13 protein-coding genes are annotated in these 13,802 nt (G+C 73.2%); 10 read left to right on the top strand and 3 right to left on the bottom strand.

What is annotated here, in order from left to right; translation table 11 throughout:
* The 6 genes from HUT10_RS44555 (at position 1) to HUT10_RS44530 (ending at position 6,358) form a co-directional block, all read left to right on the top strand.
* Positions 1-342 carry a lycopene cyclase domain-containing protein gene (locus HUT10_RS44555; protein WP_176176719.1) on the top strand — a complete coding sequence of 114 codons (342 nt, stop codon included), beginning with the start codon at positions 1-3 and terminating at the stop codon, positions 340-342.
* Positions 339-659 (top strand): lycopene cyclase domain-containing protein, encoded by a 321-nt coding sequence (locus tag HUT10_RS44550; protein ID WP_176176718.1) that lies wholly within the window; start codon positions 339-341, stop codon positions 657-659. Before HUT10_RS44555 ends, HUT10_RS44550 begins: the two co-directional genes overlap by 4 nt.
* Positions 656-1,387 carry a class I SAM-dependent methyltransferase gene (locus HUT10_RS44545; protein WP_176176717.1) on the top strand — a complete coding sequence of 244 codons (732 nt, stop codon included), beginning with the start codon at positions 656-658 and terminating at the stop codon, positions 1,385-1,387. Before HUT10_RS44550 ends, HUT10_RS44545 begins: the two co-directional genes overlap by 4 nt.
* Positions 1,384-2,925, top strand: a complete 1,542-nt coding sequence (locus HUT10_RS44540; protein ID WP_176176716.1) for an NAD(P)/FAD-dependent oxidoreductase — start codon at positions 1,384-1,386, stop codon at positions 2,923-2,925. The genes HUT10_RS44545 and HUT10_RS44540 overlap by 4 nt, the downstream gene beginning before the upstream one ends.
* Positions 2,922-4,163, top strand: coding sequence for an NAD(P)/FAD-dependent oxidoreductase (locus HUT10_RS44535; RefSeq protein WP_176176715.1), 1,242 nt, complete (start codon positions 2,922-2,924; stop codon positions 4,161-4,163). Before HUT10_RS44540 ends, HUT10_RS44535 begins: the two co-directional genes overlap by 4 nt.
* A 320-nt stretch (positions 4,164-4,483) precedes the next feature.
* On the top strand, positions 4,484-6,358 hold the full coding sequence (locus tag HUT10_RS44530; RefSeq protein ID WP_176176714.1) for a Calx-beta domain-containing protein: 1,875 nt from the start codon (positions 4,484-4,486) through the stop codon (positions 6,356-6,358).
* A gap of 59 nt (positions 6,359-6,417) precedes the next feature.
* Here HUT10_RS44530 and HUT10_RS44525 read toward each other — a convergent pair whose 3' ends face one another.
* Positions 6,418-7,236, bottom strand: coding sequence for a PaaX family transcriptional regulator C-terminal domain-containing protein (locus tag HUT10_RS44525; protein ID WP_254897300.1), 819 nt, complete (start codon positions 7,234-7,236; stop codon positions 6,418-6,420).
* 158 nt (positions 7,237-7,394) lie between these two features.
* Between HUT10_RS44525 and HUT10_RS44520 the strand changes: the two genes are divergently transcribed.
* The 3 genes from HUT10_RS44520 (at position 7,395) to HUT10_RS44510 (ending at position 10,762) form a co-directional block, all read left to right on the top strand.
* On the top strand, positions 7,395-8,708 hold the full coding sequence (locus HUT10_RS44520; RefSeq protein WP_176176713.1) for an MFS transporter: 1,314 nt from the start codon (positions 7,395-7,397) through the stop codon (positions 8,706-8,708).
* Positions 8,705-10,051 carry an alpha/beta hydrolase gene (locus HUT10_RS44515; protein WP_176176712.1) on the top strand — a complete coding sequence of 449 codons (1,347 nt, stop codon included), beginning with the start codon at positions 8,705-8,707 and terminating at the stop codon, positions 10,049-10,051. Before HUT10_RS44520 ends, HUT10_RS44515 begins: the two co-directional genes overlap by 4 nt.
* 108 nt (positions 10,052-10,159) lie before the next feature.
* Positions 10,160-10,762, top strand: a complete 603-nt coding sequence (locus HUT10_RS44510; RefSeq protein WP_176176711.1) for an NAD(P)-dependent oxidoreductase — start codon at positions 10,160-10,162, stop codon at positions 10,760-10,762.
* 230 nt (positions 10,763-10,992) lie between these two features.
* Here the strand turns inward: HUT10_RS44510 and HUT10_RS44505 are convergent, their stop codons facing one another.
* On the bottom strand, positions 10,993-11,895 hold the full coding sequence (locus tag HUT10_RS44505) for a LysR family transcriptional regulator (protein ID WP_176176710.1): 903 nt from the start codon (positions 11,893-11,895) through the stop codon (positions 10,993-10,995).
* 33 nt (positions 11,896-11,928) lie between these two features.
* Between HUT10_RS44505 and HUT10_RS44500 the strand changes: the two genes are divergently transcribed.
* Complete coding sequence (locus HUT10_RS44500; RefSeq protein ID WP_176176709.1) at positions 11,929-12,702, top strand: inositol monophosphatase; 774 nt, start codon at positions 11,929-11,931, stop codon at positions 12,700-12,702.
* A 4-nt stretch (positions 12,703-12,706) separates the two neighbouring features.
* Here the strand turns inward: HUT10_RS44500 and HUT10_RS44495 are convergent, their stop codons facing one another.
* A complete protein-coding gene (locus HUT10_RS44495; RefSeq protein WP_254897299.1) occupies positions 12,707-13,630 on the bottom strand; it encodes a PHB depolymerase family esterase in 924 nt (307 codons plus the stop codon).
* Positions 13,631-13,802: the final 172 nt, after the last annotated feature.

Below are 13,802 nucleotides of genomic sequence, written 5' to 3'. Positions count from 1 at the left end.
GTGGGCAAGGCCGAATACCTGGTCGTGCTGGCCGCGTGCGTCCTGGTCACGCTGCCGCTGGAGATCGCGGGCGCGCGGGTCTACCGGCAGCCGCGGCGGCTGGCCCGCGCGGTGCTGCCGGTCGCGCTGGTGTTCCTGGTCTGGGACGCGGTGGCGATCGCGGCCGGTGTCTGGGACTACGCGCCCGAGCACGTCACCGGCATCCGGGCCCCGTTTTCCGTGCCGCTGGAGGAAATCCTGTTCTTCGTGGTGATCCCGGTCTGCGGGGTGCTGACCTACGAGATCGTCCAGCTCACCCTCGCGGTGCTCCGGCGGCTCGTCCGGCAGGAGGCGCGCCGGTGATCCCGTGGGGCTACACCGTGCCGGCGGTCGCCGCCGTGGCCGCGGTCGTGCTGGCCGAGCTCTTCCTGCTGCGCACGGGCCTGTTCCGGCGCCTGGCGTACTGGATCACCATCGCCATCGTGACGGCGTTCCAGATCCCGGTGGACGGCTGGCTGACCAAGCTCTCCGACCCGATCGTGCGCTACGCCCCGCAGCACATCAGCGGCTGGCGCTTCCCGTGGGACATCCCGGTCGAAGACTTCCTCTTCGGCTTCGCGCTGGTGACCGCGGTGCTGCTGGTGTGGGAACGAACCGGTCCCCGGGAGGAGCGAGCGTGAACGCGATGGCCAAGGACGGTCTCCCGCGCGGTGCGGTGCCGTCGGCGTTCGACACCGAAGCGCGGTGGTACGACAAGCTGGTCGGCGCCAACCCCGGCTACCACGAGCACCTGCGGCTCTCGGCCCGGCGGCTGGAGCTGCCGCCGGACGGGACGGGCCTGCGGCTGCTGGACGCCGGCTGCGGCACCGGCGCGTCGACGGCCGCGCTGGTGTCGACCGTGCCCGGCGCCGCGATCACCGCGTTCGACGCCTCCGGGGAGATGCTCGCGCAGGCCAGGGCGAAGGACTGGCCGGACGGCGTCACCTTCGTCCACACGCCGGTGGAGGACCTCGACGGCGTTTCCGGGCCGTTCGACGCGATCCTGGCGGCGTACCTGCTGCGCAACCTGACCGACCCGGCCACGCAGCTGCGGCGGCTGCGCGGGCTGCTGAAGCCCGGCGGCCGCATCGCGATCCACGAGTACTCCGTGCGGGATTCGGCGCGCGCCCGCTGGGTGTGGAACGCCGTCTGCGCCGGCGTGATCATCCCGCTCGGGAAGGTCACCACCGGCGACGCGACCCTCTACCGCCACCTGCGCCGCAGCGTCCTCGAGTTCGACGGGATCGCGGCGCTCTGCGGCAGGCTCACCGACGCCGGCTTCACCGACGTCCGCACCGGCACGGTGCCCGGCTGGCAGCACGGCATCGTCCACACCGTCCTCGGCACCAACCCGCAGGAGCACCCGTGACCCGCCCCCTCGGCACCGACCGCCGGATCGAGACGCACCCGGCCGCACCCGGCCTGGCCGACGCCGGGCTGCTCGGCCGCCGCCCGACCGCGGCGGTCGTCGGCGGCGGCATCGCGGGCCTCACCGCGGCCACCGGGCTGGCCGAGCGCGGCGTCACGGTGACGCTCTTCGAGCGCGACGGCTTCCTCGGCGGGCGGGTCGGCGGCTGGGCGGACCGGCTGCCGGACGGCACCGGCGTCACCATGAGCCGGGGCTTCCACGCCTTCTTCCGCCAGTACTACAACCTGCGGTCACTGCTCATGCGCACCGATCCGCGGCTCGACCGGCTGACCCCGCTGGCCGACTACCCGCTACTGGACGCCCAGGGCCGCACGGACACCTTCGCCGGTCTCCCCCGCACGCCGCCGTGGAACGCGCTGGCGTTCGCCTGGCGCAGCCCGACGTTCACGCCGAAGGACCTGGTCCGCATCAACGGCCGCGGCGCCCTGCCGCTGGCCACGGTCAGCGTCCCGGAGACCTACCGCCGGCTCGACGAAACCGACGCGGCGAGCTTCCTCGACGCGATCAACTTCCCGGACGCGGCCAAGCACCTGGCCTTCGAGGTGTTCTCGCGCAGCTTCTTCGCCGATCCGCGCGAGCTGTCCGCGGCGGAGCTCGCGACCATGTTCCACCTCTACTTCCTCGGCTCCAGCGAGGGCCTGGTGTTCGACGTGCCGACCGAGCCGTTCCCCCAGGCGCTGTGGGACCCGCTGGCCGGCTACCTGGCCGACCGGCGGGTGACCATCCGGACCGGCACCCCGGTGGCGGCGCTCGAGCGCACGTCCGACGGGTTCGCCGTCACGACGTCCCACGGGAGCGGGCAGTTCGACACCGTCGTGCTCGCCTGTTCCGTGCGCGGGTTGCAGTCGATCGTCGAAGCGTCGCCGACGCTCGGGACGCCGGAGTGGCGGGAGGCCGTGGCCGGGTTGCGCACGGCACCGCCGTTCCTCGTCCGCAGGCTCTGGCTCGACCGGCCCGTCGACGCGGCGCGGCCGCCGTTCCTCGGCACCGGCAGCGTGCCGCCGCTGGACAACATCAGCCTGCTCGACCGCTACGAGGGCGAGGCCCGCCGGTGGGCGGCCGGCACCGGCGGCTCGGTCGTCGAACTGCACGCGTACGCGGCCGCGACCGACGACCGCGAAACGCTGGTGAAGGCCGTGGACGACCGGCTGCACGCGATCTACCCCGAAACCCTCGAGGCCCGGGTGACGGCGTCGATTTCGTTGTGGCGCGAGGACTGCCCGCTGTTCGGGCTGGGCGACTTCGCCCGCCGCCCCACGGTCGTGACCCCCGACCCGGCGCTGGCGCTGGCCGGCGACGGCATCCGGATCGACCTGCCGGTCGCGCTGATGGAACGCGCGGCGACCACCGGCTGGGCCGCGGCCAACACGCTGCTGGCGGGCTGGGGGCTGGCCGGGCACCCGCTGCGGTCGGTGCCCAACCGCGGCCGGATCGGCCTGCTGAACCGGCTCGCCTCGACCCGGTACTTCGGGGGGTGACCGGCGTGCCGGAAGTCGTCATCGCCGGAGCCGGGCTGGCCGGGCTCGCCGCCGCGATCACGCTGCACCGGGCCGGCGTGCCGTGCGCGGTGCTGGAGGCCTCGGACGACGTCGGCGGCCGCGTGCGCACCGACGTAGTCGACGGCTTCCGCCTGGACCGCGGGTTCCAGATCCTCAACCCGGCCTACCCGGCGATCCGGCGGCTGGTCGACGTCGACGCCCTGCGGCTGGGCCGGTTCCAGCGCGCGGTCCGGGTGGCCGACGACGACCGCGTCTCACTGCTCGGCAACCCGGTGGACACGCCCAAGGCGCTGCGCGACATCGTGGCCCGGCGGTACCTGTCGGCGAAGGACCTGGCGGCGCTCGGCGCGTTCACCGCCCGCGTCGCCGCGGGCCCGGCCCAGGCGGTGATCGACCGCGCCGACCGCACGACAGCGGAAGAACTGCGGCGCGCCGGGGTGTCCGAACGGGCGGTGGAGACGGTGTTCCGGCCGTTCCTCTCCGGCGTGTTCCTGGAACCGGAACTGGCCACCTCGGCCCGGTTCTTCCAGCTGGTGTGGCGCAGTTTCGTGCGCTCGGCGCCGTCGCTGCCGGCACGGGGCATGGGCGAGCTCCCGCGGCAGCTGGCCGGGCGGCTGCCGACGTCGGCGATCCACCTGCGCACCCCGGTCGAGGAGGTCCGGCCCGGCCGCGTCCGCACGGCCGACGGCGTGGTGTGGCCGGCCCGCGCGGTGGTCGTGGCGACCGACGGTGCCGCGGCCGCCCGGCTGGCCGGGGTCGGGGAACCGCGCTGGAACAGCGGGACGACGTGGTACTTCGCCCCACCGCGCTCACCGTTGCGCGAACCGGTGATCGTGATCGACGCCCGTGGCGGGCCGGTGGTCAACACAAGTGTGCTCAGCGAGGTGTGCCCGGAGTACGCCCCGCCCGGCTCGGCGCTGGTGAGCGCGACGGCGTTGACGGCGTTGCCGGAGCCGGAGGTGCGCCGGGCGCTGGGCCGGATGTACCGCACGGACGCGACGCGGTGGCCGCTGGTGGCCCGGTACGAGATCCGGCACGCGCTCCCGGCGATGCCGCCGCCGCACGAGCTGCGGCGCGAGGTGCGGCTGGGCGACGGGCTCTACGTGTGCGGCGACCACCGGGACACGAGTTCCCTCCAGGGCGCCCTCGCGTCCGGCACCCGGGCGGCCCGTGCGGTGCTCGCCGACCTCGGCGTGCCGAGCCGCGCGAACCGCTGAGCGCCCGGGGCGCTACGGCATTCGGGCGGAAATTCGCTCCCCGCGCCGCGAAACCCGCCGTGGTTCCGCCGAACGGCCGACACCGTTCGTGCCGGACGCACTGCCTTTCGTCGCTGGATCGAGTGAATTCCCCGCGGTGATCTTCAAGTTTCCGGCCCAGTGAACTCCCGGTTTGCGTAGCCCGGATCCGCCGCCGTGACCCGTTGAGCACCTTGACACAGGGCACTCCGAGTGACGTTCGCCCGGCCCGCTAACGAATTTCCGCCTTTTCCGTCTTCCCGAGGCAACCCGCAGTAATCCGGCCTTCGGAAAGGAAGTCCATGTCGCGGAGATCCTTGTTCGTCGCGCTGACCACGGTCAGTGCCTTGCTCACCCCGGCCGCGGTCGCGGCCGCGGCGCCGCCCGGGGTCGATCCGGCCACCGTCGACCTGACGCTCTCCGCCGGGCAGAGCGCCGACGTCACCAAGCACGTCACCACTTCCGCCGTGCCGCCGAACCCCGACCTCGTGCTGCTCGCGGACACGACCGGCAGCATGGGCGGCGCGATCTCCAACGTCAAAACCAACGCCGGCGCCATCACCGGTGACGTGCTCGCCGCGCAGCCGACCGCCCAGTTCGGCGTGGCCGAGTACAAGGACTTCACCGACTCCGTGCCCTTCAAGGTCAATCAGGGCATCACCGCGAACACCGCCGCGGTGCAGGCCGGCATCGACCAGTGGGCCGCGGCAGGCGGCGGCGACCTCCCCGAAGCCGACCTCAACGCCCTCTACGAACTGGCCACCGGCGCGGTCACCTTCCGCCCGGACGGCACCCGCATCATCGCCTGGTTCGGCGACGCGCCGTCGCACGACCCCAGCGGCGGGCACACCCTGGCCCAGACCATCGACGCGCTCAAGGCGGCGAAGGTCCGCGTGGTCGCGGTCAACGTCGGCAACCTGGATGCCGACGGCCAGGCGAGCGCCATCGCCGCGGCCACCGGCGGCGTGCTGCTGAACAACGTGCCGTCGAACCAGGTGTCGCAGGCCATCCTCGACGGCATCAAGTCCATCGAGGTCACGGTCGCCCCGAAGGTCACCGCCTGCGATCCGCAGCTGACGCTCACCAACGCCCCGGCGAGCGTGAAGGTGGCCAGCGGGGACGTCGCCACGTTCACCGAAACCGTCGCCGCCGCGGCCGACGCCGCGCCCGGCACCTACCACTGCACGGTCGACTACCAGGTCGACGGCGTGTCCCGCGGGTACGTCGAGACGACGACCGTGCGCGTGCTCGGCTTGAGCATCAACGACGTCACGGTGGACGAGGGCTCCGGCGGCGCGCCGGTGCCCGCCACCTTCACCGTGTCGCTGCTCGGCGGCGCCTCGCCGAACCCGGTGTCGGTCCACTACGCCACCGCGAACGGCACGGCGACCGCGCCGGCGGACTACCAGGCGGCGGGCGGTGACGTGACCTTCGCGCCCGGCGAGACGAGCAAGCCGGTGACCGTGCTGGTCAACCCGGACACCGTCGACGAGCCGGACGAGACGTTCACCGTGACGCTGTCGAACCCGGCCGGCGCCGGGCTGGTCGACCCGACCGGCGTCGGCACGATCCGCGACGACGACCGCGACGGTGTCTTCTCCTGCACCGGCACCGCCGCGAACGTCATCGGCGTCACCGCGGCCGTGGCGAACCCGGCGAACCTGCCCTGCGCCGACGACAGCAAGTCCGTCCTCGACGCGACGCTCAACGCCGGCCTGATCAAGGTGCAGACGCACGCGCTGACGTCGTCGACCGACCTGGCCCCCGACAACCAGTCGGCGGCCCCGGCGGCCGGTGACCACGCGCAGGCGACGGCCAAGATCGACAAGACCGTGATCAGCACGGCCGGGCTGACGATCGAGCTGGGCGTGATCCAGTCCCAGGCCGCGGCGACCTGCCAGCCGGCCCCGGGCGGGCTCGCCCCGGCGCTGACCGGCAGCTCGAACGTCGCCTCGCTGAAGATCAACGGCGTCCCGGTCACGGTGGGCTCGGCGCCGCTGACCATCGCGCTGGTGATCGGCTCGCTGAAGCTGAACGGCCAGACCATCGCGAATGGCGTCGTGAAGCAGCAGGCGGTCGCGCTGGAAACCCCGCTGGCGAAGATCGTGCTGGCGGAGTCCCAGGCCGACGTGCACGGCACCGCCGCGCACCCGGCGGGCAACCCGTGCCGGCGCTGATCCGGTGAGTGCCCCGGGGCGGGCGGCGCTGCCGCCCGCCCCGGGTTCACGAGCAGAATCTACGTCGGCAGCAGTTCGAGCGTCTCCTCCGCCAGCTTGTCCGCGCCCTCGCGGAAGTCCGCGTCCAGCTTGCGGAACAACGTCTCCGCCTCCATTGCCGGCCAATCGGCCGGCAGGTGCCCCGCCGGCAGGTGCGGGTCCCGGCGGACCACGTGCAGCCAGTCCGAATGCAGCACCAGCCGGCTCGTCAGATCGTCCGGAAAGGACGGTTGGCCGCCGTCCCACTTCTCCGTGAAGTCGTGGTAGCGCGAGGCGATCGTCGCCGTGTCGAAAGCCTTGCGCACCAGCTCGGCCGCTTCCGTCGGCTTCGCCGGGTTCGCCGTGAACACCGTGACGTGCCCGTCCAGACCGAGTTGCTCGATGATGGCCGTGACGTCGCGGACGCCGGGGGCGACCCACAACCCGTTCTGCAGCAGGCCGAAGCCCGCCCAGGTGAGCTGGCGGCGCAGGTCGTGGCGGTCGCCGCGGCGGGTGTCGGGCAGGGAGAACCCGACCAGCGTCCAGCCGGCGTCCTCGGAACGGTTGACCGCGCCGGTCTCCCAGATGCGCCGCCTGCCGTCCTCGAGGACCGCGGCGAGCCGCTCGCTCAGTCCGAAGTAGACCTTGCGGCTGTGGCGGTGCCGGGTCAGCAGCCCGCTGCCCGCCATCCTGGTCAGCGTCGAGCGCACCGCCTCCTCCGAGACGCCGACCCGGCCGAACACGTCGATCACGCTGCCCGAGTAGATCGCGCTCGCCCGCCCGAGCAGGTGGATGCCCAGGAACGTGAGCATGACGGACTTCGGGCGGGGCCCGGAGCCGGTCTCGGCGGAGGGTGTCACGGGCGTCAGCGTAACCCGGCGGGCCGCCACTTGATGTTGTGCAGAATCTTGACGGTCGTCATGCCCCTGACTAACGTTGGGGCCCGCTCCCCCGTCGTCCGCCCCCGGACGAACCTGACCCCCGCAGTGCCCCGCCCCCGACGACGAGGGTGAACCCCATGAGCACTCAGCTCCGCAGAGCGGTCGCGTCGAGCTTCCTCGGCAGCCTCATCGAGTACTACGACTTCCTCCTCTACGCCACGGCGAGCGCGGTGGTCTTCGGCAAGGTCTTCTTCGCCCAGCTCGATCCGGCACTGGCCACGGTGGCCAGCTTCGGCACGTTCGCCACCGGCTACCTCGCCCGCCCGATCGGCGGCCTGATCTTCGGCCACTTCGGCGACCGGCTGGGCCGCAAGCGGATGCTCGTGCTGACGATGACCCTGATGGGCGTCGCGAGCTTCCTCATCGGCCTGCTCCCCGGCTACGACCGGATCGGCGCGGTCGCCCCGGTCGGGCTGGTCCTGCTCCGCATCGTCCAGGGCATCGCGGTCGGCGGCGAGTGGGGCGGCGCGGTGCTGATGTCCGCCGAGCACGCGAAGACGCGCCGCGGGCTGTGGGCGGCGTTCACCAACGCCGGCGCGCCGAGCGGCATGGTCGTCTCGACGCTGGTCATGTCCGCCACCGCGGGGCTGACCTCCGAGGCCGACTTCCTCGCCTGGGGCTGGCGGATCCCGTTCCTGCTCAGCATCGTGCTGCTCGCGATCGGCCTGTTCGTGCGCTCCCGGGTGGACGAGACGCCGGCGTTCCTGGCCACCCGCAAGGAAGAACGGCGGCGGCTGCCGCTGGTGGCCGTGCTGCGGGACCACCCGCGCGTGCTGCTGCTCGGGGTCGGGGTCGGGCTCGCCGCGTTCGTCGTCCAGGCCACGCTGACCACCTTCGTGCTCGCTTACGGCGTCGCGCACGGGCACCCGCGGCAGGAAGTGCTCAACGCGCTCACCCTGTCTTCGGCCTGCGCGGTGGCGGGAATCCTGCTGTGGTCGGCCCTTTCGGACCGGATCGGCCGCCGCCCGGTCGTGCTGGCCGGCGTGGCCGCGATGGCGGTGTTCGGGTTCCTGCTCTTCCCGATGGTCCGCGACGGCAGCGGGCTGCTGCTCGTGCTGGCACTGGTGATCGGCCAGGGCGTGATCCACCCGATGATGTACGGGCCGCTGGCCGCCCTCTACTCCGAGCTCTTCGACACCGGGAGCCGGTACACCGGCGCGTCGCTGGGCTACCAGCTCGCCGGGCTCGGCGCCGGGTTCGCCCCGCTGATCTTCGCCGAGCTCCAGCGCGCCAACGGCGGCGGGTCGACCACGCCGGTGTCGTGGACCATCGCCGCTTTCTGCGTCCTGTCCGCCGTCTGCGTGCTGGCGCTGCGGGAGACCCACCGCCGCGACCTCACCCCGGAGACCGGCGTCCCCGCGGCCGCCCAGCGGGAAGGGCAGCGCGGATGAAGGGGTGGCTCCGCCGGGCCGGCACCCTCGCCGCGGCCACGCTGACCGCGCTCGGCCTCACCACCGGGAGCACGGCGCAGGCCGCCACCCCCGCGCACTACACCGGGCAGCTGCCCGACGGCGCGAGCTGGGTGGCGGACGTGCCTGCCGCCTGGAACGGGACCGTCATCCTCTACAGCCACGGCTTCGGCCCGCTCCAGGCGCGCAACGCCCCCGACGAGCCGACCGGCCAGGCCCTGCTCGCGGCCGGGTACGCGCTGATCGGCTCGTCCTACAGCGGGCCGTCGCTGTGGGCGCTCGCTTCCGCACCGCGTGACCAGTTCGCCTCGCTCGACGAGCTCGTCCGCCGGATCGGCGAGCCCCGCCGCACCATCGCGTGGGGCACGTCGATGGGCGGGCTGGTCAGCGCACTGGAAGCGGAGTCCGGCGCGCGGCGGCTGGACGGCGCGCTGACCACGTGCGGCCTGGTCGCGGGTGCGCTGAACCTGAACAACTACCAGCTCGACGGCGAATACGCGCTGTCCCGCCTGCTCGCACCGGCGCAGGGGGTGAAGCTGGTCCGGTACGCGAGCGCCGCGGAAGCGAGCGCGGCGGGCGCGGCGCTGACGAAGCTCGTCAGCGACGCGCAGGGCACCGCGGCCGGGCGGGCCCGGATCGCGCTCGGGGCCGCGCTGATGAACACGCCGCCGTGGCTCACCGGCGACGCCCCGCCCGGGCCGGCCGACCACGCGGGCCAGGAGGAGCAACAGCAGCAGGCACTGGCGGGGTTCGTGCTCGGGTTCGTGGTGCCCGGCCGGTACGAGATCGAGCAGGCGGCCGGCGGGAACAGCGCGGCCAACCGGGGGGTCGACTACCGGAAGCTGCTCTCCGGCAGCCCGCTGGCGAAGCAGGTCCGGGCGCTGTACCGGACGGCGGGGCTCGACCTCGACGCCGACCTGGCCGAGCTGACCCGCCACGCGGACGTCACCCCCGATGCCCGCGCGATCGGCACGCTCGCCCGCACGTCCACGGCGACCGGGCGGCTGCGCGTCCCGTCGCTGGCCATCCACACCACCGCGGACCACCTCGTCCCGGTCGAGCAGGAGAACTGGTACGCCCAGCGGGTCCGGTCGGCGGGGCGGGAACCGTTGCTGCGCCAGGCCTACGTCGGGGCGGCCGGGCACTGCGCGTTCCGGCCGTCGGAGACCCTGGCGGCGTTGCACGCCCTGGAGTCCCGGATCGACACCGGCCGCTGGCCCGACCTGCGGCCGGAGCGCCTCAACGCGGCCGCGGCCGCGCTCGGCGAGCCGGGCCGGTACCTCCGTTACACGTCGGCGCCGCTGACCGGCTCGGACCGCCGCTGAGGCAGGGGGCGGCCGCACTCCTCGGCGGCCGCCCCTTGCGTCACGGTAAATCGATTCTTTCCGAACTTGCATTTGATGTTAAGTGCTGGTGTCCCTAGCGTGGTCGGTATGAACCTCACCGTCCTCGCGGCGTCCGGCCGGACCGGACTCGCACTCACCCGGGAAGCCTTGCGGCGCGGGCACACCGTGACCGCGATCGCCCGGGATCCCGGCCGTATCGATGTTCCGCCGTCGGCCCGGCTGCACAAGGTGGCGGCCGACGTGGAAGATCCCGCGAGCCTCGCGGCCATCGCCGGCTCGACCGTCCTTTCCGGACTCGGCACGGACCGGGCCGGCGTGCTGACGGCGGGAGCCAAGGCGGTGGCCGCGGCCGGGCCGTCCCGGATCATCTGGCTCGGCGCGTACGGCACGGGCCGTTCGGCGGAGGTGGCGGGCGAAGCGGCCGCGACGCTGGCGAAGCTGCTGGGCGACCGGCTCGCCGACAAGGTCGAGGCGGACGCGACGATCCTCGCCGCGGGCGGCACGGTGTTCCACGCGGGCCTGCTGACGGACGGCCCGGAGAGCACGGAGCGGCGCACGGTCGGGCTGGAAGCGGGGCCACCGCTGGACTTCGAGGCGGTGATCAGCCGGGCGACGGTCGCCGCGGCGATGCTCGACGAGGCCGAGACGCCGCGCTTCGAGGGCACGATCGCGTTGCCCCTGCCCGGCTGAGCACGGCGGCTCGGCGCTGCGCGCCTCGGTCGGCGCGAGGCAGCGGGGGCACATCGGGCAGGAGAAGGCGGCTCGAAGCGGCTCGGGGACCGGCCGGAGTACCCGGCGCTGCCCACCGGCGGCGACCCTTACCCACCCCCGGGCGAGACCGGAGCGCCGGAAGCGGCCCCACCGCCCGCAGCGACCACATCCCAACCCACCCGGGCCGCACCGGAGGACCGGATGCGGGCTCAGTGCCCGGCGATGATCTCCTCCAGTGCCTCCCGGATCTGCTCGCGGAGCCAGGCGTGCGCCGGGTCGGAGTCGAAGCGCTGGTGCCACGTTGCGCAGATCTCCGCCGCCTCCGCCTTCGCCGGGAGGGGGCGGGTGATCAGCCCGAACGCGTCGATCAGCGGGCGGCCGAGCACCGCCGCGCAGGTGACCAGGGCGTTGCTGCGTTCCGCCAGCTGCAGCGCCGTCGCGAGCGTGGCCACCGAGGCGATCACGCGGCGGCGCAGGCCTTCCGCGGCCAGCGCCTCGTCGATCGGGGCGGTGAGGCGGCCGCGGCGGGAGACCAGGACGTGCGGGTGCTCGGCGAACGTCCGCAGGTCGAGTCCGCCGGCCGCGGGGTGACCCCGGCGCATCGCCACCTCCAGGTGGTCCCGGCCGAGCACCTCGGCCCGGAACTCGGGCTGCTGCGGCCGGGCGCCACCGAGCTCGACGTCGACGCGGCCGTGCCGGAGGTCGTCGGTGTCGGCGGAGTGCTCGGCCAGCACCCGCAGCCGCACGCCGGGCGCCCGGTCCTGGAGCCGGACCGCCAGCACCGGGATCACCGACGCCGCGAGCGCGTCGTGGCACTGGATGGTGAACGTGCGGTCCAGCTCGGCCAGGTTCAGCTCGCGGGCCGGCTGCAGCACCGCCCGCGCCTGCCGGACCAGCCGGTGCACGTCCTCGCGCACGGCCACCGCGTACGGCGTGGGCACCATCGTGTGACCGGTGCGGACCAGGATGTCATCACCGGTCACCGCGCGCAGCCTGCCGAGGGTGCGGCTCACCGCCGGTGACGACAGGTGCAGCCGCTCGGCCGCGCCCATCACGCTGCCCTCCTCGAGCAGCGCGTCGAGCACCGTGAGCAAGTTCAAGTCGAGTTGCACGAGCCCAAGACAAACACACGTACGGGAGAAACCATGACGCAGGACCTGCTCGCCGCCACCACCGCCGCCGTCCGGGCGGCCGGGGACCGGATGCTGGAGCGCTACTCCCCCGCCACCCGCCAGCCGGGGCTGCCCGAACTGCTGGAAAGCCTGCACGACAACGACTCCGCCGTCGCCGACGTGCTCCGGCCGGCGCTCGCCGCCATCCGGCCGGAGGCGCGCTGGCTCGACGACGAACACGGCTCCGGGCCGCTGCCCGGCGGCGAGTGGTGGCTCATCGACCCGATGGGCGGCAACGTCAACGCCGTGCACGGCATGCCCGACTGGAACGTCGGCGTGAGCCTCGTCCGCGACGGCCGTCCGGTGCTGGCCGTCCTGTACTTCCCGGTGCACGGCGAACTGTTCACCGCCACCGAAGGCGGGGGCGCCCACCTGAACGGTGAGCGGCTGCGGGTCTCCGCCAAGACGTCGCTGGACGGCGCGCTGGCCGGCACCGGCCAGGCCCAGCCCGGCCACCGGTTCCTCGACCGGATGGGCAGCTCGTTCACCGCGATGTCGGAAGCCGCGCTGTACGTGCGGATCTCCGTGCCGGTGACCCACCAGCTCGCCCAGGTCGCCGCGGGCCGGATGGACCTGCACTGGCAGTTCGACAACGTCCGGGCGCACGCCGCCGGCGTCCTGCTGGTGCAGGAAGCCGGCGGCGTCGTCACGGACCTCGGCGGCGGCCCGTGGGACCTGACGAGCGCGGGCTACCTCGCCGCCGCGCCCGGCGTGCACGCCGCCGCGCTGAAGGTGCTCAGCGCCTGAGCGGCTACCCGCCCAAGCCGAAGAAGGCGATCGCGGCGGCGGCCATGCCGGCCGCGGGCAGGCTGTGCCCGGCACCCTGGATGCTGTAGGCCTCGACCTTGTCGCCGTAGCGGCGGCGGTTCCAGCCGTTCTGCGGGGTGTCCGCCGACGTCGGCGTCTGGCTCAGGCCGAAGACGTTGGTCCACTGCTCGATTTCCTCCTGCAGCAACGCATACGGCACGAGCGTGTCGGCGGTGCCGTGCCACAGCTGGACCCGCGGGCGGGCGCCGGTGTAGCCGGGGTAGGCCTGCCGGACCGCGTCACCCCACTGCTGCGGTGTGCGGTTCGCGCCGCCGTTGCCGGTGCACTTGCTCGACCACGGCGGGAAGTCCGCGGCATTGGCGAAGCAGGTGAACGGGACGCCCATGAACGCCGCGCCCGCCTTGAACACGTCCGGGTAGAGAGCGAGCATTTCGTTGGTCATCATGCCGCCGGAGGAAGAACCGGTGGCGAAGACGCGGTTCGGGTCGCCGCCGTAGTGCTGCTCCGCGTAGGTCACCATCGACACGATCGAAACCGGGTCGCTGCCGCCGCCCCGGCGTTTCGCCGCGTCCGACCACGTGTCGAAGCAGTTGCCGAACCCGGCCTGCTGCTGGGCGCTGGGGTAGATGACGAGGAACCCGTAGCGGTTGGCCAGCGCGGCGAATTCGCTGCCGGAGTAGAACCCGGGCCCGGAACCGCCACAGCCGTGCATGGCGACCACGATCGCGGGGTTGGCAGGCCGGTTGTCCGGCACGTAGACGTGCATGCGCATCGCGCCCGGGTTGTTCCCGAAGCCGGTCACTTCCACCAGCGAAGCGGCCGACGCCGGGGCCGGGACCACGGCCGCGGTGACGGCCATCAGCAGGGCACTGGTGATGGTCACGAACGCCGTTCTGAATCCACTCATCGGTGACCTCCGGTCGGCGATCCCCCTCGCGCCTTGAGGTTAGGCAGATTCACAACGACCGTCAACAATTCATCAAGCATTCCGGGATACCGAAAGTTTCGAACCTGGTGATACTCTCGAAATGCCGGACAAAAGATTGTTGATCGTCAGGGAATCGGCGAACAATCCGGCG

It is taken from the genome of Amycolatopsis sp. Hca4 (assembly GCF_013364075.1).
Classification (GTDB): Bacteria; Actinomycetota; Actinomycetes; order Mycobacteriales; family Pseudonocardiaceae; genus Amycolatopsis.
This window is presented reverse-complemented; position numbering and strand designations above follow the sequence as displayed.